Source organism: Mycobacterium sp. MAC_080597_8934 (assembly GCF_000523975.1).
Classification (GTDB): Bacteria; Actinomycetota; Actinomycetes; order Mycobacteriales; family Mycobacteriaceae; genus Mycobacterium; species Mycobacterium avium.
The window spans coordinates 157,051-181,042 of the sequence record NZ_JAOS01000022.1 but is presented as its reverse complement, the minus strand read 5'-3'; the positions used below and the strand labels follow the sequence as shown (position 1 = coordinate 181,042).

Here is a 23,992-nt window from a genome sequence, read left to right as displayed (position 1 = left end):
CTTGGCGGCTCGTGGTGCGCTGCCATAAGTGACCTCGAGTGGCGACTGGGCGGGGTAACTGAAACCACGGGTCCGGGATACTCGCTACGGTTAGGGACAACACGCCCGTCCGGAACACACAGAGACGACAGATCAGCCGAAATGTACGAACAGGTCAACAGCAGCGCCGCCGAGCCCGACGACATCGGCTCCCGCATCGACCCGGTCCTGGCCCGGAGTTGGCTCCTGGTCAACGGCACGCATCCCGACCGGTTCCAGTCCGCGGTGGACTCCCGCGCTGACATCGTGGTCTTCGACATCGAGGACGCCGTCGCGCCCAAGGACAAGAACGCCGCCCGCGACAACGTGGTGAGCTGGCTGCGCGCCGGCAACGTCGACTGGGTGCGCATCAACGGTTTCGGCACCCCCTGGTGGGCGGACGACCTGACCGCCCTGGCCGGCACACCGGTCGGCGGGGTCATGCTGGCGATGGTCGAATCGGTCGACCACGTCACCGAGACGGCGAAGCGGCTGCCCGACGTGCCGATCGTCGCCCTGGTCGAAACGGCCCGGGGCCTGGAGCGCATCACCGAGATCGCCGCCACCAAGGGCACCTTCCGGCTCGCCTTCGGCATCGGTGACTTCCGCCGCGACACCGGTTTCGGGGAGGACCCGGCCACGCTCGCCTACACTCGTTCCCGCTTCACCATCGCCTCCAAGGCCGCCGACCTGCCCAGTGCGATCGACGGGCCGACCATCGGCTCCAATCCGCTGAAGCTGATCGAGGCCACCGCGGTGTCCACCCAATTCGGGATGACCGGCAAGATCTGCCTGACCCCGGACCAATGTTCCGTCGTCAACGAGGGCCTGTCGCCGTCGCAGGACGAAATAGCTTGGGCGAAAGAGTTTTTCGCCGAGTTCGAGCGTGACGGGGGAGAGATCCGCAACGGCTCCGACCTGCCCCGCATCGCCCGGGCCACCAAGATCCTCGAGCTGGCTCGCGCGTACGGCATCGAGGCGCTGGACATCGACGAGGAAGAACGCGACCACTCACCCGCGCCGTCGGACACCTACCACTACTGAGGCGTCAGGCGGCATGTCGTGCGAACGCGACGGCGACGCGGACTTCGACCGTGCTCATCGTGATCGCGGGAGCCCGCGGCGGGGCCGTCGACCGGTAGGTCTGGCCGGTGGGCGTCGTGAAAAGCGCTGTGTGGGTGTGGGTTTCGTCAACGCCGGCGCTCACCGTCCAGCCGGAGGTTTCCTTGACGTAGTTGCAGTGCTCGCACAGCCCCAGGCCGTTGCCGGCGCTGGTCGCGCCACCGTCGGCCCACGGCTGTGCGTGGTCGCGGTGCCGGATCGGCGCGTCGCAGTACGGGGTGCGGCAGCGCTGATCGCGTAGCCCGATGAACCGCGCCAGCCCCTGCGGGAACAGGCGCGCCCGCGACTCCATGGCCACCAGCGCCCCGGCCCGCGGGTGCGCGTAGAGCCGGCGCAGGGTGGCCCGCGACCTCGGGTCGGCGGCCGCGTTGGCGACCATGCGGCGGGCGACCGCCGCGGGAATCGGGCCGTAGCCACTGATCTCGCCCGGCGCATCCGCACCGCCGAGCAGCGTTTCGTCGGACAGCACCAGGTTGACCGCGACCGGGGTGGGCACCGTCGAGCGGCGGCCGGTGACCCTTTCCACCAGGGTGTCGGCCATGACCTGTCCGCGCGGGCGCCCGTCGCCGCGGGTGTCGGCCTCGCGGCGCAGCGCGGCATACACCGAAACCCCTTGGGCCACGGGCAATAACGCGGTCAGGTACGTCATCGTGTCGGGCGCGGGCCGGATGGTGACCGTGCGGTCGTTCTCCGCCTTGGCCGCCCGCTCCACGACGGCATGCGGATCGAGCCGGTAGGCGATCGCCTTGGCGGCCGCGGCCACCCGCGCGTCGCCCATGCCGCTCAGGCCCGCCGGGTCGGCGCACAGCTCCGCATCCAGGGCGCGACGGTCCTCGGCGTCCAGGCAGGCGCTCTCGCGCACGATCAGTGTGGCCCGCCATTCGGAGAGCGCCCCGCACTCCAGCGCCGCCAGCGTGTGCGGCATTTCGTGCACCAGGGCCTTGGCGAAGCCCAGATGCCGACCGCCGCGCGCCGGCGAATCCCGCCGCGCCAGCGCGACCTCGCTGGCCACCCGCGTCCGCGGCGCGCGGCGGGCACCCCGGCGGCCGCTTCGGCCGCTCGGCGCGCCGCGTCCAGTGCGGCCGCCGCCCGGGCCTGGGCCGCGGCGGCGGCGCACTTGAGCGTCTCCAGCTCGGAGATGCGCTCTATCAGCGCCGATTCGCCGGCCGCCGGGTCGACCGCCATCCGTGATTCGAACACGTGTTCGACCTTAGCAGGTTCCGCTGACGCCCGCCCGTCGCTAGCCTGGATGGATGAGCGCCGGCAGGCGGATCCAGGTGGCGCGGGTCTATGACAAGGTCGGTCCCGACGAGGGACAGCGTGTGCTGGTCGATCGGATCTGGCCGCGTGGCGTGCGCAAGGACGATCCGCGGGTGGGCATCTGGTGCAAGGACGTCGCACCGTCCAAGCAGCTGCGCGAGTGGTACCACCACGAACCGGAGCGGTTCGACGAATTCACGTCGCGATACAAGAGCGAACTGCGGGGCAACCCGGCGCTCGACGAGCTGCGCGCGCTCGCCAAGCGCGGCTCGGTCACCCTGGTCACCGCGACCCGCGACCTGGACATCAGCCAGGCGGCCGTGCTGGCCGAGCTGCTGAAAAGCGGCTGAGCGCGGGCAACGGTCGGGCGGATGAGCGGCGTCGAGCCCATTCTGCCGCGGGAGTTGACCGATCTTCCCGAGGCGATTCGCGGTGTCCCGGCGCCGCCCGTTCCGGCATTGCCGCAGCCCTACGGGTTGCGGGTCGTCGACCCCGATGCCGACGCGGAGACGGTGTGCGAGTGGATGAGCCGCCCGCATCTGGTGCAGGCCTGGGAGTCCAACTGGCCGCTGGCCCGGTGGCGGCGTTATCTGCGGGCCCAGCTGGACGGGGAGTTCTCTCGCCCGCTGATCGCCACGCTGGACGGGGTGGACCGCGCGTATCTCGAATTGTACCGGGCGGCAAAGGATTCCATCGCCACTCGATATGAGCACCACCCGCATGATCTGGGGTTGCACGTCGCGGTGGCGGATCTGGACCACATCGAGCGCGGCCATGTCAGCTATCTGCTGCCGCATCTGGTGGTCAGCCTGTTTTCGCTCGATCCGCGCTGCCGGCGGATCATGTTCGATCCCGACCACCGTAATGTGTTGGCGCGCAAGTTCTGTGAACGCAGCGGGTGCACGTTTCTCGGCGAGCATGACATGGCCAACCGGCGCATGGCGCTCTACGTGCTGCCACGGACCCCCGACGACGTGCCCCGGCGCCGCGACGCCTGACGGCGCGCGCTCACACCAACTGGGCCAGCTGCTGTCCGATGAACGCCGCCGCCCCACCGAGCACGACGCTGACCACGACGTTGGCCAGCGCCGCGCGCAGCTGACGCTCCTCGCCCAGGCGCTGCGTCTCCAGCATCCAGGTCGAAAAGGTGGTGTAGGCGCCGACGAACGCGGTGCCGGCCAACAGCGCCGCCTCCCTGCTCAGCGCCAGGCCGCCCAGGAAGCCGAGAAGCGCTGCGCCGCTGAGGTTCACGACGAGGGTGCCGAGCGGAAACGGCCGCGACACCCGGCGCGCCACCGCACCGTCGACGACGAATCGCAGCACCGATCCGACGCCGCCGATGAGCGCGACGCCGACCCAGACCGCGGCCGTCGTCATCGGCGCACCCGGACCCGGCGCACCAGTTTGGTCGCCAGGTGCACGGCCAACAACCCGGCCGCGATGCTGGTCAGGGTGTAGCCGGCCGCCAGGCCCCAGTAATGGTGTTCGAGCATGGTCAGCGTCTCGACCTGCATCGTGGAGAACGTGGTGAGTCCGCCACAGAATCCGGTGCCCAGCAGCGGGCGCCGGTAGCTCGACGTCGGCAATCGCTCCAGCAACCGGGTGGTGAAGTAACCCACCAGGAAGGCGCCGACGATGTTGACCGTGAACGTCGGCCACGGCCAGCTCGCCGGGTCGCCCGCCGCCAGCGCGCTCAGCGCGGCGCGAGCCAGCGAACCCAGCGCCCCGCCGGCGAACACCGCGGCCAACTCGCGGTAGTCGTGTTGCGCCACTGGCGTGAATTCCCTTCGTTCGCCGCTGCGCTATGCAGCGTATGGGGGCTCGCAACACCGGCGCCGCCGGGGCGACACGGAGACGGGCAGAATTGGAAATCATGGTGGCCAACTCTCGCGCCGGTCAGCCGGCCCAACCCGAAGACCTTGTCGACCTGCCCCACCTGGTGACGGCCTATTACTCGATTCAGCCCGATCCCGGCGACGTCGCCCAGCAGGTGGCGTTCGGCACGTCGGGTCATCGAGGTTCGGCGCTGGCCGGGGCGTTCAACGAGGCGCACATCCTGGCGATCACCCAGGCCATCGTCGAGTACCGCGCCGCGCACGGCATTTCCGGCCCGTTGTTCATCGGCCGGGACACGCACGGCCTGTCGGAGCCGGCCTGGGTATCGGCGCTGGAGGTGCTGGCCGCGAACGACGTCGTCGTCATGATCGACTCCCGCGACCGCTATACGCCCACCCCGGCGGTCAGCCACGCCATCCTGAGCTACAACCGCGGCCGCACCGAGGCGCTGGCCGACGGCATCGTCGTCACGCCCTCGCACAATCCGCCCTCGGATGGCGGCTTCAAATACAACCCGCCCAACGGCGGGCCCGCCGACTCGGACGTCACCAACGCAATTGCCAAGCGCGCCAACGAGATTCTGCGCGACGGCGCCGGCGTCAAGCGGGTGCCGCTGGCCCGGGCCCGGCGGGCCGCGCAACGCCACGACTACCTCGGCAACTACGTGGACGACCTGCCCAACGTGGTCGACATCGACGCCATCCGGTCGGCCGGCGTGCGGATCGGCGCCGACCCGCTGGGCGGGGCGAGCGTGGACTACTGGGGCGAGATCGCCGAGCGGCACAACCTGGACCTGACCGTGGTCAATCCGCTGGTCGACGCGACGTGGCGGTTCATGACGCTCGACCACGACGGCAAGATCCGGATGGACTGCAGCTCGCCGGATGCGATGGCGGGCCTGATCCGGACGGTGACCGCCGACCCCGGCCGCTTCCAGATCGCCACCGGCAACGACGCCGACTCCGACCGGCACGGCATCGTCACCCCCGACGGGGGCCTGCTGAACCCGAACCACTACCTGGCCGTGGCCATCGAATACCTCTACACCCAGCGGCCGTCCTGGCCGGGCGGCATCGCCGTCGGCAAGACCGCGGTGAGCTCGTCGATGATCGACCGGGTGGTGGCCGGCCTCGGCCGCAAGCTGATCGAAGTGCCCGTCGGCTTCAAGTGGTTCGTCGACGGACTGATCGGCGGCACCCTCGGATTCGGCGGCGAGGAGTCGGCCGGGGCGTCGTTCCTGCGGCGCGACGGCTCGGTGTGGACCACCGACAAGGACGGCATCATCCTGGCGTTGCTGGCCTCGGAGATCCTGGCGGTCACCGGATCGACTCCGTCCCAGCGTTATCAGCGGCTCACCGCGCAGTACGGGACGCCGTGCTACGCGCGGGTCGACGCGCCCGCCGACCGCGACCAGAAGGCCCGGTTGTCGAAGCTCTCCGCCGAGCAGGTGACCGCGACCGAGTTGGCCGGGGAGCCGATCACCGCGAAGCTGACCGCGGCGCCGGGCAATGGCGCCCCGCTGGGTGGATTGAAGGTGACGACGGCCAATGCCTGGTTTGCCGCGCGGCCGTCCGGCACCGAGGACGTCTACAAGATTTATGCCGAATCCTTCAACGGGCCGCAGCATTTGGCCGAGGTGCAGGAAACCGCGCGCGAGGTGGTTAATAAAGTCATCGGGTGACTTTTTCCCTCCGTCCTGCGCGCTTGGGGGAGCGTGCGCCGCGTCCCGGTCCGCTGCCGCGCGAAGTCTGGATCCTGAGCTGGGCGAACGTCATGGTCGCCTTGGGCTACGGGGTCATCTCGCCGGCGCTGCCGACCTTTGCGCGCAGCTTCGGGGTGAGCATCAAGGCGGTGACTTTCCTGGTCACCGTCTTTTCGTTGAGCCGGTTGTGTTTTGCGCCGATCAGCGGGCTGCTCACCGAACGATTGGGGGAGCGGCGAATCTATATCGGGGGTTTGCTGATCGTGGCGGTGTCCACCGCCGCGTGCGCCTTTTCCCAGGCGTATTGGCAGTTGATGCTGTGCCGGGTGTTCAGCGGCGTCGGGTCGACGATGTTCTACGTCTCGGCGCTGGGGCTGATGATCCACATCAGCCCTGCCGACGCGCGTGGCCGGATCGCGGGACTGTTCACCACCTCGTTCATGGTGGGCGCGGTCGGCGGTCCGGCGGTCGGCGGCCTGGCGGCGGGGTGGGGGTTGACCGCCCCGTTCGTCGTGTACGGCGTCGCGATGTTGGGTGTGGCGCTGGTGCTGTTCCTCGGCCTGCGCAATTCCGCGCTGGCCGCACCGCCACCCCCGACGCGATCGACGGTCACGATGCGCGAAGCGCTGCGGGTGCGCGCGTACCAGTCAGCGCTGCTGTCCAATTTCGCGACCGGCTGGTCGGCCTTCGGGCTGCGCATGGCACTCGTCCCGCTGTTCGTCTCCGACGTCATGGGTCGGGGTATCGGCACCATCGGCGTGGTGCTCGCCGCGTTCGCCGGCGGCAACGCGCTGGCGGTGGTGCCCAGTGGCTACCTGTCGGATCGGATGGGGCGGCGGATGTTGTTGATCGTCGGGCTGGTGACGTCCGGGGCGGCGACGGTCTGGCTGGGTTTTGTCGCGTCGCTGCCGGTGTTCCTGGTGGCGGCCGGCGTGGTCGGCGTGGTCACCGGGATCTACATGTCGCCGCTGCAGGCCGCCGTCGCCGACATCCTCGGCAACGAGGCGCGCGCCGGCCTGCCGGTGGCCACCGTGCAGATGATGTCGGACCTGGGCGCCATCGTCGGGTCCATGGCGGTGGGCTGGGCGGCCGAGCAGATCGGCTACGGCGGGGGCTTTTTCATCAGCGGGGTGGTCCTGCTGATCGCCGCCGTCGGCTGGGTGATGGCGCCGGAAACGCGGACGGCGACGGAGCTGGAGGCCGATCTGATGGCGGCGGAGTCGGACGTCGAGCCGGTGTGAACAGCAACTTTGAAGGACGGTTACCGGTGGTGTAGCTTCGATGGGCACGACTTCTCGGGGCTATGGCGCAGCTGGTAGCGCACCACACTGGCAGTGTGGGGGTCAGGGGTTCGAGTCCCCTTAGCTCCACCCACTTTGATTCCGGCATTAGCTTTTTCGCATTCGTCTGTGCCGATTTTTGCGCGCTCCACGGTGGTATCACTCTGGTATCATCGCTCCTCATGGGAATGACCTTGCGCCCCAGCGAGCAGCAGGCAGAAGCGCTGCGCCGGCAGGCTACGGCCGAAGGGCGCTCGATGCAGGCTGTTGCGTTATCGGCCATCGACGAATACATCGCCCGACGAGCGCACAAGACTAAGGTTGCCGCGGCGCTGCAACGGGTCGTCCGCGAGGAGGCCGGGGTTTTGGAGCGTCTTAAGGACGCGTGACCGAGTTCCTGAACCTCGAAGACTTGCTAGACATTGCCCGCGCGGCCGTCGGGACCGATGTCGTGGTCGCCGACTACGGCTTGCTTGAATCGGCTCTGGCACGGCCTCGCGCCTCGGCGTTCGGCCGGGATGCCTACCCGGATCTGCATGTGAAGGCCGCCGCACTGCTGCACTCCCTGGCCCGGAATCACGCGCTGGTGGACGGCAACAAGCGACTCGCTTGGACGGCCTGCCGGACCTTCCTGGCCATCAATGCGCACTGGATTGAAGCGCCGGAGGATGAGCGCTTCGACTTCGTGATCGGAGTCGCTACCGGTGCATTGACCAGTCTGGACGAGATCGCGGAGCGACTGCGCAGCTGGAGCTACCAAGAGGACTGAGTCCGACGGCAATCTCGACGACGGCCGCGACGGAGTCAGACGACGGCTAGCAGAGCACTGCGGCCGAGAACCACCCGCCGGCCACCAGCGCGATGAGCAGCGCGGCGGTGGGTTGCCCCATGGCCGCGGCCGCGATGGCGCCCACGATTGCACTGATCAGGACCGTGACGGTCAGGAAGGCGACGAGCACGCGATGTGAATTGACAGCCGCACCGGCACGGGGGGCGATGACGGCCTTACGAGAGCGATCCACGCCAACCATGAAATCTCCTCCGGTGTGACGCCCGCAACAGAGCGCGCCGATGTGTGACTTACATCACTATACCGCGAGACCGCCGATTAGGTTTTCACCGCGAAGAGCATTACTCTTTCCGGCGGTTCGTCCGCGACTCAGGAAAGCAGCCATGCCTGTTCAGCCCACATTGCTGCGCCGACAAGCACTGCGCAGCGCCCGCCGACAGCGGGTCGCTCCCCGCCTGAAGTGCCCGATGGTCGGCCAGTGCTTCGACATCGAAGTCACTCGTGAGGGAGCGTCCCGGGGAGTGGTGTAAGTGATGGCGGCGTGTCGGTCCCTGACGTAAGAGGGCCATCGCGTGAGTCTCTGTGGTGAAACGACCAAGAATCACTACCGAGAGGAACATCGCGATGGCCCTGGACCAGTCTGCCTTGCTGGAGGTGCTCGACGCACTGCGCACCGCCGATGCCGGTGAGCGGATCACTCAAGCCGCCGAAACGATCTACCAAGCCTTGATCGACGCGGAGTTGACCGCGTTCATCGGGGCTTCTCCCCATGAGCGCACCGAGACCCGCTCCAATCAGCGCAACGGCTCGCGTCCGCGCACGCTGTCCACGGTCGCAGGGGACCTGGAACTGCGGATTCCCAAGCTGCGCACCGGGTCATTTTTCCCGGCGTTGTTGGAGCGGCGTCGCCGGGTCGATCAGTGCTTGTTCGCGGTGGTGATGGAGGCCTACCTGCACGGCACCTCCACCCGCAAGGTCGACGATCTGGTCAAGGCACTGGGTACCGATACCGGGATCTCCAAAAGCGAGGTCAGCCGGATCTGCAAAGACCTCGACACCGAGGTCGCGGCCTTCCGGGACCGGCCGTTGGGTGATCAGCGCTTTCCGTATGTCTTCCTCGACGCCACCTACTGCAAGGCCCGGGTGAATCATCGGGTGGTGTCGCAGGCGGTGGTCATCGCCACCGGGGTGGCCGCTGACGGGCGCCGCGAGGTACTGGGCTTTGAGGTCGGAGACTCCGAGGACGGGGCGTTCTGGACCGCGTTTTTGCGGTCGTTGAAATCCCGCGGTCTGGCCGGAGTCCAACTGGTCATCTCCGATGCCCATGCCGGACTGCGCAGTGCCATTGACGCCGTGCTGATCGGGGCCGCCTGGCAGCGGTGTCGAGTGCACTTCCTGCGCAACGTGCTCGCCCAAGTGCCCAAGGGCTCCGCAGAGATGGTCGCCGCCGCGATCCGCACCGTCTTCGCCCAGCCAGACGCCGAGCACGTGCGCGAACAACTCGACACCATCGCCGGCATGCTCGGCCGCCAGTTCCCCAAGGTCGAAACCATGTTGCGCGAGGCCGCCGCCGACATCACCGCCTTCGCCGACTTCCCGGTGGCCCACTGGAAAAAGATCTGGTCAACCAACCCACTGGAGCGATTGAACAAGGAAATCAAACGCCGCACCGACGTCGTCGGCGTGTTCCCCAACCCCGCCGCGCTGTTACGGCTGGCCGGCTCGGTACTCGTTGAGGCCCACGACGAATGGCAGGTCGCCGACAAGCGCTACCTCTCCGAGACCAGCCTCGCTCTGCTCGACGTCAGTGACCAAAGTGCCGAAACCATTGCCCCCACAGCCGCTCTCACGGCATAGTGGCTACCACAGAGCCACACGCGGACACGCGACCGCTCTTACACCACTCCACGGGACGTGACCCACTCGTGACGCCGACGGATGGATGATCCGGATCCCCGAGTTGGGCAGGGTCACCCGCGCCGCCAGCCGGGCCACGGTCGAGGTGGCCGCCCGCGAGTGCATCGCCACCTGGACCGGCATCCCGATCGGTTACGTCGCCGTCCACGTGGTGAGCGAGGTTCGCTAGCCGCTCGGCGCGACCGCGATCGATTTCGTGTCGAGGTAGCCGTCGAGCCCCTCGGGCCCCAGCTCGCGGCCGTAGCCGCTGGCCTTGACACCGCCGAACGGCGCGAACGGGTCCATGGTGTAGCCCTGGTTGACGCCGACGGTGCCGGTGCGAATCCGGGTGGCCAGCGCCAGCGCGCGGTCGGTGTCGTCGCTCCACACCGACCCGGCCAGGCCGTAATCGGAGTCGTTGGCGATCGCCACCGCCTCGTCGTCGTCGCGGTATGGGATGACGGTGATGACCGGACCGAAGATCTCCTCGCGTGCGATGCGCATGGCGTTGCCGGCGGCGGCGAACAGGGTGGGCCGGACATACCAGCCGCGGTCGAGCCCGTCTGGCATATCCGCACCGCCGACCACCAACCGCGCCCCCTCCTGCTGGCCGATCCGGATGTAGTCGCGGACCCGCTGCTGCTGGCGGCGCGACACCAGCGGACCGAGGTCGGTGTCCGGCTCGGCGGGGTCGCCGACCCGCAGGCCGCTCATGTGGGCGGCGAGCGCGTCGACGTAATCGTCATGGCGCGCTTGGGGAACCAGCACCCGGGTCAGCGCATTGCAGATCTGGCCGCTGTTGGACAGGCTGGCCGCGCGCACCCCGGCGGCCACCTTGTCCGGCGGCGCATCGTCGAGCACCAGGGCGGCGGACTTGCCGCCCAGTTCCAGACTGACCTTGGTGAGGTTGGCCGCGCAGGCCGCGGCGACGGCGCGCCCGGCGGCCGTCGAGCCGGTGAAGGACACCTTGTCCACCCCGCGGTGCCCGGCGAGGTAGGCACCCAGCGCGGCGTCGCCGGGCAGCACGCTGACCGCGCCGGGCGGCAGGTCGGCCTCGGAGATCATCTCGGCTAAAAGCAGTGCGTCCAAAGGACTTTCGGGTGCCGGCTTGAGCACGACGGTGCAGCCGGCCAGCAGGGCCGGGATGAGTTTGGTGACGATGAGGAACTGCGGCATGTTCCACGGCACGATCGCCGCGACGACCCCGACGGGTTCCCTGCGCACGTAGACGTCGCTCCCGAAGAAGCCCGGCCTGGTCTCCTGCCAGGGATGGCGCTCGGCCAGGTCGCAGAACGCGCGGATCATGAAGGCGGGCAGGCCCACCTGGGCACGCCGGGCGAAGCTGATCGGGGCGCCGATCTCGGCGGTGATGGTGTCGGCCATCTCGGCGCGGCGCCGGTCGTAGATGTCGGCCAGCCGGCGGATCGCGGCGATGCGGTGTGACGGCGCGCCGCGGCTCCACGGTCCGGCGTCGAAGGCCGCTCGCGCCGCGGCCACCGCCGCGTCGACGTCGGACGGTGTCGCCGCATCGACCTCGGCGACGGGCCGCTCGGTGTGCGGCGAGATGACGCGGATGACGTCGGCGCGCCGGCCGTGTCCGTCGGTTCGCACTGCGGCGTCGTGGTCCATCCGCGCCTCCCGGGCCAATATCAACTACTTGCTAATGATGGGTCGAGGATATACCGTCGCCCGTGACGGAGCTCCGCGGGACCGGTGAAACCGGTGCGCAGCTGGTTGTTTCGCGCGGGCGGCGCCCCGGGGTTCCGGTGAGGTCGGACTGCTGAAGGAGCGAGCATGGCGCGATTTCCCAAACCGCCGGAGGGCAGCTGGACACAGCATTACCCCGAGCTGGGCACCGCGCCGGTGTCCTACGAGGACTCGATCAGCCCCGAGGTGTACGAGCTGGAGCGTGAGGCCATCTTCAAACGGGCCTGGCTCAATGTGGCTCGGGTGGAACAACTTCCACGCAAGGGCAGCTACCTCACCCGGGAACTGAAGGTCGTCAACACCTCAATCATCTTGGTCCGCAACGGATCCGGAGAGATCAAGGCGTTCCACAACGTGTGCCGGCACCGGGGCAACAAGCTGGTGTGGAACGACATGCCGCTGGAGGAAACGCGGGGCGTGTGCCGGCAGTTCACCTGCAAATACCATGCCTGGCGCTACGACCTGGACGGCAACCTCACCTTCGTGCAGCAGGAGGAGGAGTTCTTCGACCTGGACAAGAGCCGCTACGGGCTGGTGCCGGTGCACTGCGACGTGTGGGAGGGTTTCGTCTTCGTCAACTTCGCCAAGACACCGGAACAGTCGCTGCGGGAGTTCCTGGGGCCGATGATCACCGCCCTCGAGGGCTACCCGTTCGACAAGATGACGTCGCGCTGGTGTTACCGGTCGGAGGTCAAGGCGAACTGGAAGCTCTACATGGACGCGTTCCAGGAGTTCTATCACGCGCCCGTGCTGCACGCGAACCAGTCGCCGACCGCCTACTCGAAAGCCGCCGCCGAGGCCGGTTTCGAGGCGCCGCACTACCGGCTGGACGGTCCGCACCGGCTGGTCAGCACCTCGGGGGTGCGGGCCTGGGAGATGTCGCCGGAGATGCGCAAGCCGATCGAGGACATCTGCCGCAGCGGACTGTTCGGGCCGTGGGACAAGCCCGATCTGGGGCCGATGCCCGACGGGCTCAACCCCGCGAAATGCGATCCGTGGGGCCTGGATTCGTTCCAGCTGTTCCCCAACTTCGTCATCCTGTTCTGGGGCCAGGGTTGGTACCTGACCTACCACTACTGGCCGACGTCGTATCACAGCCACGTCTTCGAGGGCACGCTGTACTTCCCGGCGCCGCGCACCCCGCGCGAGCGGGTGGCCCAGGAACTGGCGGCGGTGTCGTTCAAGGAATACGGGCTGCAGGACGCCAACACCCTGGAGGCCACCCAGACCATGCTCGAATCGCGGGTGGTCGACAAGTTCGTGCTCAACGACCAGGAGATCCTGCTGCGTCACCTGCACAAGGAGACCGCGGCGTGGATCGACGACTATCGCCGGATGTCCACCGCGGGAGTGTGAACACGATGTCGATGCTGCCCGCCGAGTTCGCCGACCTCGAACCGTTCGCCGACTGGTGCCTGCCCAGCGAGCCCGAACGCTACGCGAAGAGGCTGGCCAGCTCCATGACCGAGATGAAGGCCTTCTACGACGCGATCACCCCGCGGGCCGAGGAGGCGCTGGCCTTCTGCGACAAGTTCTCCCTCGACGACCTGCCCGACGACGTGCTGAACCTGATGCACCTGCTCTATTCGATGATCATGGTGTCCTTCCCGGTGGAGTGCTGGAAACAGCCCCGCGTCCCCGATTCGGGCGCCTCGACCCTGGACTGCGTATCCGAGCCCGTGCCATGACCACCGTGCTGCGGGCGGCCCGATGGGCGGACGTGGTGACCGGAAAGATCCACGCGCCGGCGGTGATCGTGGTCGACGACGAACGCATCTCGGCGATGAATCCCGAAGGGCCGCTGCCGGATTCGGCGACCACCGTCGACCTCGGGGACACCACGCTGCTGCCCGGCCTGATGGACATGGAACTCAACCTGCTCATCGGCGGGCCGGGTGGGCCGGAGGGCCTGCCGTCGCCGATGCACGGCGTGCAGGACGACCCCGCCTACCGCACCCTGCGCGGGGCGGTCAACGCGCGCACCACCTTGGAGGCCGGGTTCACCACCGTGCGCAACCTCGGGCTGATGGTCAAGACCGGGGGGTATCTGCTCGACGTCGCGCTGCAACGCGCCGTCGACGCGGGCTGGCACGCCGGGCCCCGGATCTATCCGGCCGGCCATGCCGTCACCCCGTACGGCGGGCATCTGGACCCGACGGTGTTTCAGCGGCTGGCCCCGGGGATCATGCCGCTGTCGGTGGCCGAGGGCATCGCCAACGGGGTGCCCGACGTAATCGCCTGCGTGCGTTACCAGATCCGGCACGGCGCCAAGCTGATCAAGGTGTCCGCCTCCGGCGGGGTGATGTCGCACAGCACCGCGCCCGGGGCGCAGCAGTACTCCGACGCCGAATTCGCCGCGATCGCCGACGAGGCCCACCGGGCCGGTGTCCGGGTGGCCGCACATGCGGTGGGGGACAGCGCAATCCAGGCCTGCATCCGTGCGGGCATCGACTGCATCGAACACGGCTTTTTGGCCAGCGACGAGACCATCCAGATGATGGTCGATCACGGCACGTTCCTGGTGTCGACCACCTACCTGACCGACGCCATGGCCATCGACCGCATCGCGCCGGAACTGCGCAAGAAGGCGCTCGAGGTTTTCCCGCGGGCAAAGGCCATGCTGCCCAAGGCGATCGAGGCCGGCGTCCGGATCGCCTGCGGCACCGATGCGCCGGCCATCCCGCACGGCCAGAACGCCAAGGAACTGGGCGCGCTGGTGCAGCGGGGCATGACCCCCGCCCAGGCGATCCGCGCGGCGACCGTGGTGGCCGCCGAGCTGATCGAGGCCGACGACGAGCTGGGCAGGCTGGCGCCCGGCTACCTCGCCGACATCATCGCGGTGCCCGGCAACCCGTTCGACGACATCGCCGCCACCCTCGACGTCCGCTTCGTCATGAAGAATGGACAGATCTACAAAACCCCTGCGGCCTAGCAGGAGGCAGGCATGGAACTCACCGACAACATCCTGTGGTTGCTCAAACAGGCTTTCTACTATTCGCTGACCACCATCAACGAGGCGATGCGGGAACACGGCGTGAGCACCGCCCAGATCGGTGTGCTGCGCCAGCTGGCCAACGAGCCCGGCCTGTCCGGCGCCGAGCTGGCGCGCCGCCTGCTGATCAGCCCGCAGGGTGTCCAGCTCGCGCTCACCGCACTGGAACGCCGCGGGCTGGTGGAAAGAAAACAGGACCCCCAGCACGCGCGCATCCTGCAGGCCTACCTGACCGGAGAGGGCCGCAAGGTCGCCGAAACCGTCGTCAACGACGCGATCGCCGCGCATCAGGAGGTGTTCGGCGTGCTGACCGAGCAGGAGCAGCAGACGCTGCGCGAACTGCTGGGCCGCGTGGTCGAAAAGGGCACCGGCCATGAGTTGTTCACCGATCACGTCGACGGCTGACCGGCCGCCACCAGGGCTGTATCTAGTACTTGAGATCAATCGCAAGTAGTTGATACCCTCACGGGGATGGCCGAGCAGCGCACCGCGACGCACGACGGTCCGGCGACGGTGACCGCCCCCGAACCGGGCAATACCGACACCGCCGGACCCGGCGGCCGGTTGTACGCCTTGCCGCCGCGGGGCCGGTTCGTGCTGACCGACACCGACCGGCAGCTGGTCGCGTTCGCCGGCGGAAGCGGCATCACACCGGTGTTCTCGCTGCTGCGCACAGCACTGACGGCCGGCACCCGCCGCGCGCGGTTGTTCTACGCCAACCGAAGCCGCGACGCGGTGATCTTCGACGAGGACCTGGCGGACCTGCAACGACGACATGCCGAGCGCTTCACGCCGCACCACCATTTCGACAACGAACCCGGGTTCGCCACGCAGGAGGACATTTCGGCGTTCATCGCGACCGCGGGCGACGCCGACTTCTATGTGTGCGGGCCGAATGAGTTCACGGACACGGTGTGCACCGCGCTGCGCGACGCGGGCATCGCGGCCGAGCGGGTGCACGTCGAGCACTTCGACGTCACCGACGTCGGCGCCGCGGCGCCGGCCGAGGGCCAGGTGCAGCCCGGCGAGGTCACCATCGTGTTGGACGGGGCCACCACGACAGCCCCGTACCACGCGGGCAACACGTTGCTGCAGACCGCCCGCATGGCGGGGCTGCGGGCGCCATCGTCGTGCGAAATCGGTTCGTGCGGAACGTGTATGGCACGCCTGACGCAGGGGAGTGCCCGGATGATCAACAACGACGCGCTCGATCCGGAGGAGGTCGACGACGGCTGGGTGCTGACCTGTCAGGCGCTGCCCACCAGCCCGACGGTGCGGGTGGTCTACGAATGAGGGTGGCGGTGGTGACCGGCGGCGCGTCGGGCATGGGCGAGGCGACCTGCCACGAGCTGGGTCGGCGCGGCATGAAAATCGCCGTGCTCGACGTCAACGAGCATGCGGCGCAACGCGTCACCGACGACCTGCGCACCGACGGCGCGACCGCGCTGGGGGTGGGCGCCGACGTCACCGACCGGGCCGCCGTCGAGCAGGCCTTCGCGAAGGTGCGCAGCGAGCTGGGGCCGGTGACCGTCCTGGTGACCAGCGCCGGGATGTTCGGGTTCTCGCCGTTCCTGGACATCACCGCCGAATCCTGGTCGCGGATCATCGATGTCAATCTCACCGGGACGTTTCACTGCTGTCAGGTCGCGCTGCCGGACATGGTGGCGGCGAACTGGGGGCGGATCGTGATGATCTCCTCGTCGAGTGCTCAGCGCGGGTCGCCGTTCGCCGCCCACTATGCGGCGTCCAAGGGGGCGGTGATCACGTTGACGAAATCGCTGGCCCGCGAATACGCGCCGCACGGCATCACGGTCAACAACATTCCGCCGTCGGGCATCGAGACGCCGATGCAGCATCAGGGCCAGGCGGCCGGTTACCTGCCCTCCAACGAGCAGATCGCGGCGAACATCCCGCTGGGCTACCTGGGCACCGGGGCGGATATCGCCGCGGCGGTGGGGTTTTTGACGTCTGACGAGGCGCGGTACATCACCGGCCAGGTCTTGGGTGTCAACGGCGGAGCAGTGATGTGACAGTGAGGATTCGATGACCAGATCAGGTAGGCCACCGGAAGGCTCGTGGACCGAGCACTACCCCGAATTGGGAACGGGGCCGGTCTCTTTCAAGGATTCGACGTCGCCGGAGTTTTACGAACTCGAGCGGGAGGCCATCTTCAAACGGGCCTGGCTCAACGTCGCCCGGGTGGAGGAGCTGCCCCGGGTGGGCAGCTACCTCACCAAGGAGATCGAGGCGGCCCGCACCTCGGTGATCGTGGTGAAGGGCAGGGACGAGCGCATCCGCGCCTTCTACAACGTGTGCCGCCACCGCGGAAACAAATTGGTGTGGAACGACTTTCCCGGTGAAGAGACCCGCGGCACCTGCCGCCAATTCACCTGCAAGTACCACGGTTGGCGGTACGACCTGACGGGTGCGCTGAAATTCGTCCAGCAGGAATCGGAATTCTTCGACCTCGATCCGGCCGAGTACGGGTTGCGGCCGGTGCACTGCGACGTGTGGAACGGCTTCGTCTTCATCAACTTCGACCCCCAACCTCGCCAGAGCCTGCGCGAGTTCCTCGGCCCGATGATCACCGGGCTGGACGGCTATCCGTTCGACAAGCTGACCGAGCGGTACGACTGGGTGGCACACAACAACAGCAACTGGAAGATCTTCGCCGACGCCTTCCAGGAGTACTACCACGTGCCCGCCCTGCACTCCCAACAGGTGCCTCCCGAGGTGCGCGACAGCAACGCCGTATTCACCTGCGGGCACTTCCAACTCGACGGGCCGCACCGGCTGGTTTCCACGGCCGGGCGGCGCCGCTGGCTGATGCCACCGGAATACATGTATCCGATCGAGCGGGCCACCCGCAGCGGCCTGGTGGGGCCGTGGCGGACGCCCGACATCGGCGAGCTGCCGGCCGGGCTCAACCCGGGCGGGATCGAGCAGTGGGGCATCAGCAATTTCCAGATCTTCCCCAACCTGGAGATCCTGATCTACGGCGGCTGGTATCTGCTGTACCGGTACTGGCCCACCTCGCACAACACCCACCGGTTCGAGGCATATACCTACTTCCACCCGGCGCGCAGCGTGCGGGAGCGCATCGAGCACGAGGTCGCCGCGGTGGTGCTCAAGGAGTTCGCGCTGCAGGACGCCGGGATGCTCGGCGGGACCCAGGCGGCGCTGGAATACGGTGTGGTCGAGGACTTTCCACTCAACGACCAGGAGATCCTGGTGCGCCATCTGCACAAGGTGGTCGTGGACTGGGTCGACGCGTATCGCCGCGAACGCGAAACGGTGGGGGTGTGACCATGGCGCCCATCTTGCCCAGCGCCTTCGCCGAGCTGGAGGGCTATGCCCAAACGTGGTGCCTGCCAACCGAAACCGAGCGGTGGAATGCCAGGGTCAACGCGTCGATGCCGCAGCTGCGCGACTTCTACGACGCGTTCTTCCCCCGCCTCGAGGAGGCGATCGACTACTGCGACAAGTTTCCCCTCGATAGCCTGCCCGGCGACGTCGTCAACCTGTTGCACATGATCTACTCGCTGATCATGGTGGCCATGGCGGTGGAGATCATGCATCAACCCGCCCCGGTCGACGCCGCCGACGCGGTCATGATCCGGACCGGCGGCCCGGTGCCCTGACCCGGCGGCCGAGACCGTCCAACCCTGCTGCGGAAAGGAGCGGCCATGAGTCTGCTCACCATCACCAAACTCACCGACTCGGTCGGCGCCGAAGTCACCGGCCTGGATACGGCCGCCCTGGCACACGACGACTCGGTGGGTGAGGCGGTGCTGGATGCCTTGGAAGACAACGGGGTTCTGGTCTTCCGCGGATTGTATCTCGACCCGGCGGCGCAGGTCGCCTTCTGCGGCCGCCTCGGCGAGGTCGACCACTCCTCCGACGGCCACCACCCGGTGCCCGGCATCTACCCGATCACGCTGGACAAGTCCAAGAACGCCTCCGCGGCCTACCTGAAGGCGACCTTCGACTGGCACATCGACGGCTGCACACCGCTGGGCGACGAGTGTCCGCAGAAGGCCACCGTGCTGTCGGCGGTCCGGGTCGCCGAGCGGGGCGGCGAAACCGAATTCGCCAATTCCTACGCTGCGTACGACGCACTGACCGACGACGAGAAACAGCGGTTCGGCGCATTGCGGGTGGTGCACTCGCTGGAGGCATCCCAGCGTCGGGTCTATCCCGATCCGTCACCGGAACTCGTGGCGCGCTGGCGATCTCGGCGCACGCATGAACACCCGCTGGTGTGGACGCATCGCAGCGGGCGCAAATCGCTGGTGCTGGGTGCCTCCGCGGATTACGTCGTGGGCATGGACGTCGACGAAGGACGCGCCCTGCTCGAGGAACTGCTGCAGCGCGCCACGGTGCCCGAACGGGTCTACCGCCACGGCTGGTCGATCGGCGACACCGTCATCTGGGACAACCGTGGGGTGCTGCACCGGGCGGCGCCCTACGACCCGGACTCGTCGCGAGAGATGCTGCGCACCACCGTGCTCGGTGACGAGCCGATCCAATAGCATGGCCGCGTCCGACCGGCATCCGCAGCGCCTGACACCGCTGCCCGCCGACGAGTGGGACGAGGACACCCGCGCGGCGCTGGCCTCGCTGATCCCCGCCGAGCGCGCCAATCCCGTTGGGGCGGGCAATGTTTTGTCGACCCTGGTCCGCCACCCCGACCTCACCGCGGCCTACCTGCCGTTCAACGCGTACTTGCTCACCCGGTCGACGCTGTCGCCCCGGATACGCGAAGTCGCGCTGCTTCGGGTGGTACACCGCAGCAAGTGCGGCTACCTGTGGTCACATCACCTCCCCATCGCGCGGCGCGCCGGCCTGAGCGAATCCGACATCGACGACATCCGGCGAGGCCGCTGCGCCGACCTGACCGATGCGGCCGTGGTCCGGGCCGTCGACGAGCTCACCGGTGCCAGCACCCTGAGCCGGCAGACCTGGGACCGGCTGTGCGAGCTGTTCACGCAGCGGCAGTGCATGGACCTGATCTTCACCATCGGCGGCTACCTGCTGCTGGCGCTGGCGGTCAACACCTTCGGTGTCCAGGAGGAGGAGACCCCCTAGGCGGGGAGTTCTCAGCGAGCTCTCAGCGGATTCGTCTTAGGCTGGCGCTCTCGATAGGCCTCGACAGGGTCCGGGAGGTCGATGGTGCGGATCGCTTCCGTCGTCGCCCGCCAACTGCTGGACTGCAAGGCCCGGCCGCTGGTCGAGGTCGAAATCACCACCGACACCGGCCATGTCGGCCGCGGCGCGGCGCCGACCGGCACCTCGGTCGGGGCACACGAGGCGTTCGTCCTGCGGGACGGGGAGCCCACCCGATACCGCGGGCGCAGCGTGCACCGCGCCGTCGCCGCAGTCAGAGACGAGATCGCCCCCGTGCTGACCGGCGCCGAACTCGACGACCCGCGGTCGCTGGACCGGGTCATGATCGAACTCGACGGCACGCCCGACAAACACCGGCTGGGCGGCAACGCGATCTACTCCACGTCGATCGCGCTGCTGCGGGCGGCCGCCGCGGCAGCGGGCACACCCACCTACACCTACGTCGGCGCCCTGCTCGGGCTGACACCACCGACCACCGTGCCGATGCCCAGCTTCAACATGATCAACGGCGGCCGCTACGGGGACGTCGAGCAGAGTTTCAGCGAGTTCCTCGTCGTGCCGTATCGGGCGGAGTCGATCCAGGCGGCGGTCGAGAAGGGGGTGAGCCTGTTCGAGGTGCTCGGCGAGGTGCTCGCCGAACATCTGGGCCGCACACCGCTGTTGGCGTCGTCCTACGGCTATATCGCGCCGTCCGGTGACCCGCACGCCGTCCTGGAACTGCTGGCCGAGGCGGTCGAACGCGCCGGCTGCGCCGACGTCATGGCGTTCGCACTCGACTGCGCGTCCAGCGAGGTGTACGACAACGATTCCGCCACTTACGCTTTCAACGGCGGTCGGGTGACCGCGGAGGCGTTGATCGACTACGCCCGCGCCCTGTCGCAGGAGTTCCCGATGCTGTTCATCGAGGATCTGCTGGACGGCGACGACTGGGCCGGGTTCACCAAAGCGGTGCAGACGGTCAACCGTTCGATCATCGTCGGGGACGATTTGATCGTGACCAACCGCGACCGGTTGCGGCGCGCCGTCGAGACATCGGCCGTCGACGGGTTCATCCTCAAGCCCAACCAGGTCGGCACCATCGCCGAGGCGCTGGACTGCTTCGAATATGCCTCGCAGAACGGCCTTCTGGCGATTCCGTCCGGCCGGTCGGGCGGCGTCATCGACGACGTGGTGATGGATCTGGCGGTGGGGCTGGGTGCGCCGTTGCAGAAGAACGGCGCACCGCGCTCGGGCGAACGCATCGAAAAGCTCAACTTCCTGCTGCGCGCGGCCGAAGGCATCCCGGACTGCGCGCTGGCGGATGTGCCGGCGCTGGCCCGGTTCTAAAAGCGGCGCTCTAGTGGCCGGCCAGCAACGCCAGCTCGGCCGCCACCGCGGCCGCGCACACCGCCGACGCGATCGAAAGCGCTATCCAGTCATTGCGTTTCGGACGCGACGGGGCCGCCGAGATCTGCCCGGTGCCGCCCCGCGCGGTGATCGCGTCGCCCATCTCGTCGGCGCGCCGCAGCGTCACAGTGATGACGGCGACGACCACGTCGATCAGGTCGGTCGCCGGCCGGCGCAGGCGGGCCCAGCGGGTCTGCGCCGGCCGGCGGGGCCGTAACCGCCGAGCGGCGTAGAGCACCCGGAACTCGTCGATGAGCATCGGGAAAGTGCGCAGCGCGAGCGCCAAGGCGACCGACCAGTCGTCGACCGGGATCCGCAGGACTCGCAGCGGCCTGCCCAAAGCCGCTACGGCCGGGGCGATCTGGGCGACGTTGGTGGTCCATGACACCAGTGCGCCCAGGCCGAGCAGCACCACGGTCAGCGCGGTCGCGCGCAGGAAGTCCAGCAGCCCGCCCAGCCCGAGCGACGCCGTGCCCAGGTGAATCGTCGGGGCCCCGCCGGCCAGCGCCGCGGTGACGCCGACGACGCCCAGGAAGATCCACAGCCAGCGCGGCACCGAGGGCAGCACACCGCGCGGGATGTGGGCCAGCCGCAGTCCCGCCGCCGCCAGCGCGGTCGCCAGCCCGATGGCCACCCATCCGGGAAACACCGTGAGCAGCAACGACATGGCGAACACCACCAGCAGTTTGGTTCCGGCCCACAGCTCGTGGATGGGCGAGCTGCCCGGGACGGGGCGCAGCAGCACCACGGGCCGGCGGCGCGCCGCCGGACGTTTAGTCGGAGGGGCAACGGGCACCGGAACAGGCTGGGCTGCAACAGGATTCGCATCCAAAGAGCCGTCGCGCAGGTGCAGGATGCGCGGGCACAGCTGCTCGAGCCCGGCGAAGTCATGCGAGATGACCACCACGGTCAGCCCGGTCTCGCGGCGCCGCTCGGCCAGCAGCTCGACCAGGCCGCGTTGACTGGCGGCGTCCAGCCCCGCCAGCGGTTCGTCGAGAATCAACACCCGGGGTGACCGCGCCAGCAGACCGGCCAGCACCACGCGCCGCATCTGGCCGCCGCTGAGCTGGTCGATGCGCCGCTCGGCCAGCCCGGCATCCAGGCCGACCGTGGCCAGCGCTGCGCTGACCCGGTCGTGGTCGTCGGGCGAAAAGCCCGCTGCCGAGGCCACTTCCAGGTCGACGCGGCTGCGCATCAACTGCAGCCGGGCGGCCTGGAACTGCAGCGCCACCGCTCCGACCTGTTCGGCGGCGGGACGGCCGTCGAGCAGACAGGTCCCGGTGGTCGGCACCGTCAGTCCGGCCATGATCCACGCCAGGGTGGACTTGCCCGAGCCGTTGCCGCCGTGGATCAGCAGCCCGTCGCCCTCGTGCACGGTGAAGCTGACGTCGTGCAGCGCGGTTCGGGACCACGGCGTGCCGCTGGCATATTCGTGCCCGACGCCGGCGAGTTCGAGCACCGGCGCCCGGCCCCCCCGGCCCGCCGGGAACGTCGGCGCGGGCGCGGTCGCCGTTCGGATCAGGGCGGTATCGCCTTGCGTATCACCGAGATTGATGGTGCGGTCGGCGTATTCGGCCTCGTCGTTGTAGTGGGTGATGTGCACCAGGGCGGTGCGGTGCCGCTCGGTCAGTCCGGACAACACGGTCAGCAGCTGCTCCCGGCCCTGCCGGTCCACCATGCTGGTGACCTCGTCGGCGATCAGCAGCGCCGGCTCCCGGGCCAGCGCCGCGGCCACCGCCAGGCGCTGCAGTTCGCCGCCGGACAGGCTGCCGGTGTCGCGGTCGGCCAGGCCCGCCAGCCCGACTTCGCCGAGCAGCCGGCCCACGTCGGTGGTGGTGCCGGGCGGCAGACCCCAGACCACGTCGTCGGCGACCCGGGTGCCCAGCACCTGGCTCTCCGGATGCTGCATGACGACGGCGGTCCCGCCGAGCTCACCCAGGCCCACCGACCCGGGGCGTTCGATCGTGCCCGACGTCGGTTCGCGGCCGGCCAGGACCAGCATCAGGGTGGTTTTCCCCGCGCCGTTGGCGCCGGTCACCGCGACGTGTTCACCCGCTTGCACGTCCAGGCTGACGGCGCGCAGCGCGTCGCGGTCGGCGTGCGGGTAACGCAGCCGCACCCGGTCCAGTCGCACCGGGACGGGCCGGGTCGGGCCGTTGCGTGCCGGCGCGTCCAGCTTGTGCACATCGGGAATCCCGCGCAGCCGCTCCAGCACCCGCGACAACGCCCACCAACCGACCAGCGAGGCGCCCACGATCGCGACGAGCGCGTACCCGAGCACCAGCCACTGCCAGTGCTGCAACGCCGCGGCGAAGAACTCGGCCAACCGCACGGCGGCCGCGTGCAGCGGCGGCACCCGCGCCACCACCGACGCGGCGCCGTCCACCGCCGCGCCGATGGCATGAAAGACCAACTGGCGCAACCGGGTCAACACGGTGAGCGCGATGACCATGCCCGCGCCGACGACGCCGGCCGCCACCAATGACACCGCCAGCACGGTGGGTGTGCCGCGGCGGTGCCGTTTGACGATTCCGGCCAGCCCGCCGGTGTAGGCGCACAACGCGATCGCCGCCAAGCCGCTCAACCCGACGACCAAAAAGCCGATCACGCCGGCGGCGACCGTCGCGGTGATCAGCACCCGGATCCGGTAGCGGTAGGCGAGCAGGCCGGTGGGCACGCTGCCGAGCAGCCCCAGCCCGCCGCCGTGCGGAAGAACGACCGCGATGATGGCGATCGCCGCGCACAGCGCGCCCATCACCGAGGCCTGCGCCAGTTCGCCGGGTCGTAGCGATCCGGCCGCTTCTGCGGCCTCGCCGCGCCCGGCGCCGTCACGCCACGATTATGCCCGCGGCCGCTGTGGGCCCGGCCGTCTCTCT

Annotated in this window: 24 protein-coding genes, 1 tRNA gene and 3 pseudogenes; 21 read left to right on the top strand and 7 right to left on the bottom strand. The window is 68.8% G+C overall.

The features are described 5' to 3' along the window. Nucleotides 1-141 precede the first annotated feature (141 nt). Entirely contained in the window at nt 142-1,062 is a 921-nt protein-coding gene (locus NF20_RS12580; protein ID WP_009978392.1) for an HpcH/HpaI aldolase/citrate lyase family protein, read from the top strand. A gap of 4 nt (nt 1,063-1,066) precedes the next feature. Here NF20_RS12580 and NF20_RS12575 read toward each other — a convergent pair. Further along, a pseudogene (locus NF20_RS12575) lies at nt 1,067-2,340 on the bottom strand (DUF222 domain-containing protein). Nucleotides 2,341-2,393: 53 nt separating this feature from the next. Here NF20_RS12575 and NF20_RS12570 point away from each other — a divergent pair. Beyond that, a complete protein-coding gene (locus NF20_RS12570; protein WP_009978389.1) occupies nt 2,394-2,750 on the top strand; it encodes a DUF488 domain-containing protein in 357 nt (118 codons plus the stop codon). 21 nt (nt 2,751-2,771) lie between these two features. Beyond that, the gene (locus NF20_RS12565) at nt 2,772-3,398 is read left to right on the top strand and encodes a GNAT family N-acetyltransferase (RefSeq protein WP_011725790.1); all 627 of its coding nucleotides are present in this window, start codon (nt 2,772-2,774) and stop codon (nt 3,396-3,398) included. A 10-nt stretch (nt 3,399-3,408) separates the two neighbouring features. Here NF20_RS12565 and crcB (NF20_RS12560) read toward each other — a convergent pair whose 3' ends face one another. Both crcB (NF20_RS12560) and crcB (NF20_RS12555) read right to left on the bottom strand, forming a co-directional pair. Continuing rightward, entirely contained in the window at nt 3,409-3,777 is a 369-nt protein-coding gene (gene crcB, locus NF20_RS12560; protein ID WP_011725789.1) for a fluoride efflux transporter CrcB, read from the bottom strand. Next, nucleotides 3,774-4,172, bottom strand: a complete 399-nt coding sequence (gene crcB, locus NF20_RS12555) for a fluoride efflux transporter CrcB (RefSeq protein ID WP_011725788.1) — start codon at nt 4,170-4,172, stop codon at nt 3,774-3,776. Before crcB (NF20_RS12555) ends, crcB (NF20_RS12560) begins: the two co-directional genes overlap by 4 nt. A 101-nt stretch (nt 4,173-4,273) precedes the next feature. Between crcB (NF20_RS12555) and pgm the strand changes: the two genes are divergently transcribed. The 5 genes from pgm (at nt 4,274) to NF20_RS12530 (ending at nt 7,987) form a co-directional block, all read left to right on the top strand. Then, the gene (gene pgm / locus NF20_RS12550; protein WP_019732970.1) at nt 4,274-5,917 is read left to right on the top strand and encodes a phosphoglucomutase (alpha-D-glucose-1,6-bisphosphate-dependent); all 1,644 of its coding nucleotides are present in this window, start codon (nt 4,274-4,276) and stop codon (nt 5,915-5,917) included. A 92-nt stretch (nt 5,918-6,009) separates the two neighbouring features. Further along, entirely contained in the window at nt 6,010-7,179 is a 1,170-nt protein-coding gene (locus NF20_RS12545) for an MFS transporter (protein WP_033710394.1), read from the top strand. Nucleotides 7,180-7,235: 56 nt separating this feature from the next. Continuing rightward, a tRNA-Ala gene (locus NF20_RS12540) sits at nt 7,236-7,308 on the top strand. Nucleotides 7,309-7,400: 92 nt separating this feature from the next. Beyond that, the gene (locus NF20_RS12535) at nt 7,401-7,607 is read left to right on the top strand and encodes a hypothetical protein (protein WP_009978381.1); all 207 of its coding nucleotides are present in this window, start codon (nt 7,401-7,403) and stop codon (nt 7,605-7,607) included. Next, complete coding sequence (locus NF20_RS12530) at nt 7,604-7,987, top strand: type II toxin-antitoxin system death-on-curing family toxin (RefSeq protein WP_019732971.1); 384 nt, start codon at nt 7,604-7,606, stop codon at nt 7,985-7,987. The genes NF20_RS12535 and NF20_RS12530 overlap by 4 nt, the downstream gene beginning before the upstream one ends. A gap of 46 nt (nt 7,988-8,033) precedes the next feature. Here the strand turns inward: NF20_RS12530 and NF20_RS12525 are convergent, their stop codons facing one another. Beyond that, nucleotides 8,034-8,249: a hypothetical protein gene (locus tag NF20_RS12525; RefSeq protein ID WP_003874885.1), complete on the bottom strand. Its 216-nt coding sequence runs from the start codon at nt 8,247-8,249 to the stop codon at nt 8,034-8,036. 383 nt (nt 8,250-8,632) lie between these two features. Here NF20_RS12525 and NF20_RS12520 point away from each other — a divergent pair, with 383 nt between their 5' ends. Then, a complete protein-coding gene (locus NF20_RS12520) occupies nt 8,633-9,865 on the top strand; it encodes an IS256-like element IS1245 family transposase (RefSeq protein ID WP_011725525.1) in 1,233 nt (410 codons plus the stop codon). Nucleotides 9,866-9,950: 85 nt separating this feature from the next. After that, nucleotides 9,951-10,094, top strand: a complete 144-nt coding sequence (locus NF20_RS12515) for a hypothetical protein (RefSeq protein ID WP_050593730.1) — start codon at nt 9,951-9,953, stop codon at nt 10,092-10,094. Here NF20_RS12515 and NF20_RS12510 read toward each other — a convergent pair. Continuing rightward, nucleotides 10,091-11,533: an aldehyde dehydrogenase gene (locus NF20_RS12510; protein WP_033712594.1), complete on the bottom strand. Its 1,443-nt coding sequence runs from the start codon at nt 11,531-11,533 to the stop codon at nt 10,091-10,093. The genes NF20_RS12515 and NF20_RS12510 overlap by 4 nt on opposite strands. 165 nt (nt 11,534-11,698) lie before the next feature. On the opposite strand from NF20_RS12510, the gene NF20_RS12505 reads away from it, so the two are divergent. The 11 genes from NF20_RS12505 to eno all read left to right on the top strand — a co-directional run bounded on the left by NF20_RS12505 (nt 11,699) and on the right by eno (nt 21,056). Further along, nucleotides 11,699-12,967: an aromatic ring-hydroxylating oxygenase subunit alpha gene (locus NF20_RS12505; RefSeq protein WP_011725783.1), complete on the top strand. Its 1,269-nt coding sequence runs from the start codon at nt 11,699-11,701 to the stop codon at nt 12,965-12,967. Next, entirely contained in the window at nt 12,964-13,299 is a 336-nt protein-coding gene (locus tag NF20_RS12500; RefSeq protein ID WP_003878804.1) for a hypothetical protein, read from the top strand. The genes NF20_RS12505 and NF20_RS12500 overlap by 4 nt, the downstream gene beginning before the upstream one ends. Continuing rightward, nucleotides 13,296-14,543, top strand: a complete 1,248-nt coding sequence (locus NF20_RS12495; RefSeq protein ID WP_019732974.1) for a metal-dependent hydrolase family protein — start codon at nt 13,296-13,298, stop codon at nt 14,541-14,543. Before NF20_RS12500 ends, NF20_RS12495 begins: the two co-directional genes overlap by 4 nt. Nucleotides 14,544-14,555: 12 nt before the next feature. Further along, nucleotides 14,556-15,008 (top strand): MarR family winged helix-turn-helix transcriptional regulator, encoded by a 453-nt coding sequence (locus NF20_RS12490; RefSeq protein ID WP_003874892.1) that lies wholly within the window; start codon nt 14,556-14,558, stop codon nt 15,006-15,008. Nucleotides 15,009-15,074: 66 nt separating this feature from the next. After that, nucleotides 15,075-15,896, top strand: a complete 822-nt coding sequence (locus NF20_RS12485) for a 2Fe-2S iron-sulfur cluster-binding protein (RefSeq protein ID WP_033712595.1) — start codon at nt 15,075-15,077, stop codon at nt 15,894-15,896. Beyond that, the gene (locus tag NF20_RS12480; protein WP_019732977.1) at nt 15,893-16,633 is read left to right on the top strand and encodes an SDR family NAD(P)-dependent oxidoreductase; all 741 of its coding nucleotides are present in this window, start codon (nt 15,893-15,895) and stop codon (nt 16,631-16,633) included. The genes NF20_RS12485 and NF20_RS12480 overlap by 4 nt, the downstream gene beginning before the upstream one ends. 13 nt (nt 16,634-16,646) lie before the next feature. Further along, nucleotides 16,647-17,909 carry an aromatic ring-hydroxylating oxygenase subunit alpha gene (locus NF20_RS12475; protein WP_033712596.1) on the top strand — a complete coding sequence of 421 codons (1,263 nt, stop codon included), beginning with the start codon at nt 16,647-16,649 and terminating at the stop codon, nt 17,907-17,909. Then, entirely contained in the window at nt 17,906-18,244 is a 339-nt protein-coding gene (locus NF20_RS12470; protein ID WP_019732979.1) for a hypothetical protein, read from the top strand. The genes NF20_RS12475 and NF20_RS12470 overlap by 4 nt, the downstream gene beginning before the upstream one ends. Nucleotides 18,245-18,289: 45 nt before the next feature. Beyond that, a complete protein-coding gene (locus tag NF20_RS12465) occupies nt 18,290-19,135 on the top strand; it encodes a TauD/TfdA dioxygenase family protein (RefSeq protein ID WP_033712598.1) in 846 nt (281 codons plus the stop codon). Nucleotide 19,136: 1 nt separating this feature from the next. Then, entirely contained in the window at nt 19,137-19,691 is a 555-nt protein-coding gene (locus tag NF20_RS12460) for a carboxymuconolactone decarboxylase family protein (protein WP_033712599.1), read from the top strand. An 81-nt stretch (nt 19,692-19,772) separates the two neighbouring features. Next, a complete protein-coding gene (gene eno / locus NF20_RS12455) occupies nt 19,773-21,056 on the top strand; it encodes a phosphopyruvate hydratase (protein WP_033712600.1) in 1,284 nt (427 codons plus the stop codon). Between the two features lie 10 nt (nt 21,057-21,066). Here eno and NF20_RS28180 read toward each other — a convergent pair. Together NF20_RS28180 and NF20_RS12450 are read right to left on the bottom strand one after the other, a co-directional pair. Further along, nucleotides 21,067-21,777: pseudogene (locus NF20_RS28180) on the bottom strand (CbiQ family ECF transporter T component); the annotation flags it as partial. Between the two features lie 147 nt (nt 21,778-21,924). Further along, nucleotides 21,925-23,871: pseudogene (locus NF20_RS12450) on the bottom strand (ABC transporter ATP-binding protein); the annotation flags it as partial. Nucleotides 23,872-23,992: the final 121 nt, after the last annotated feature.

Bases quoted from the DNA above. Each gene is read 5' to 3' on its own strand.
- NF20_RS12490 (WP_003874892.1), top strand. From the start codon at position 14,556: ATGGAACTCACCGACAACATCCTGTGGTTGCTCAAACAGGCTTTCTAC.
- crcB (WP_011725789.1), bottom strand. From the start codon at position 3,777: ATGACGACGGCCGCGGTCTGGGTCGGCGTCGCGCTCATCGGCGGCGTC.
- pgm (WP_019732970.1), top strand. From the start codon at position 4,274: ATGGTGGCCAACTCTCGCGCCGGTCAGCCGGCCCAACCCGAAGACCTT.
- NF20_RS12465 (WP_033712598.1), top strand. From the start codon at position 18,290: ATGAGTCTGCTCACCATCACCAAACTCACCGACTCGGTCGGCGCCGAA.
- NF20_RS12505 (WP_011725783.1), top strand. From the start codon at position 11,699: ATGGCGCGATTTCCCAAACCGCCGGAGGGCAGCTGGACACAGCATTAC.
- NF20_RS12535 (WP_009978381.1), top strand. From the start codon at position 7,401: ATGGGAATGACCTTGCGCCCCAGCGAGCAGCAGGCAGAAGCGCTGCGC.
- NF20_RS12460 (WP_033712599.1), top strand. From the start codon at position 19,137: ATGGCCGCGTCCGACCGGCATCCGCAGCGCCTGACACCGCTGCCCGCC.
- eno (WP_033712600.1), top strand. From the start codon at position 19,773: ATGGTGCGGATCGCTTCCGTCGTCGCCCGCCAACTGCTGGACTGCAAG.
- NF20_RS12485 (WP_033712595.1), top strand. From the start codon at position 15,075: ATGGCCGAGCAGCGCACCGCGACGCACGACGGTCCGGCGACGGTGACC.
- NF20_RS12480 (WP_019732977.1), top strand. From the start codon at position 15,893: ATGAGGGTGGCGGTGGTGACCGGCGGCGCGTCGGGCATGGGCGAGGCG.
- NF20_RS12510 (WP_033712594.1), bottom strand. From the start codon at position 11,533: ATGGACCACGACGCCGCAGTGCGAACCGACGGACACGGCCGGCGCGCC.
- NF20_RS12520 (WP_011725525.1), top strand. From the start codon at position 8,633: ATGGCCCTGGACCAGTCTGCCTTGCTGGAGGTGCTCGACGCACTGCGC.
- NF20_RS12475 (WP_033712596.1), top strand. From the start codon at position 16,647: ATGACCAGATCAGGTAGGCCACCGGAAGGCTCGTGGACCGAGCACTAC.
- NF20_RS12515 (WP_050593730.1), top strand. From the start codon at position 9,951: ATGATCCGGATCCCCGAGTTGGGCAGGGTCACCCGCGCCGCCAGCCGG.
- NF20_RS12565 (WP_011725790.1), top strand. From the start codon at position 2,772: ATGAGCGGCGTCGAGCCCATTCTGCCGCGGGAGTTGACCGATCTTCCC.
- NF20_RS12570 (WP_009978389.1), top strand. From the start codon at position 2,394: ATGAGCGCCGGCAGGCGGATCCAGGTGGCGCGGGTCTATGACAAGGTC.
- NF20_RS12525 (WP_003874885.1), bottom strand. From the start codon at position 8,249: ATGGTTGGCGTGGATCGCTCTCGTAAGGCCGTCATCGCCCCCCGTGCC.
- NF20_RS12545 (WP_033710394.1), top strand. From the start codon at position 6,010: ATGGTCGCCTTGGGCTACGGGGTCATCTCGCCGGCGCTGCCGACCTTT.
- NF20_RS12580 (WP_009978392.1), top strand. From the start codon at position 142: ATGTACGAACAGGTCAACAGCAGCGCCGCCGAGCCCGACGACATCGGC.
- NF20_RS12495 (WP_019732974.1), top strand. From the start codon at position 13,296: ATGACCACCGTGCTGCGGGCGGCCCGATGGGCGGACGTGGTGACCGGA.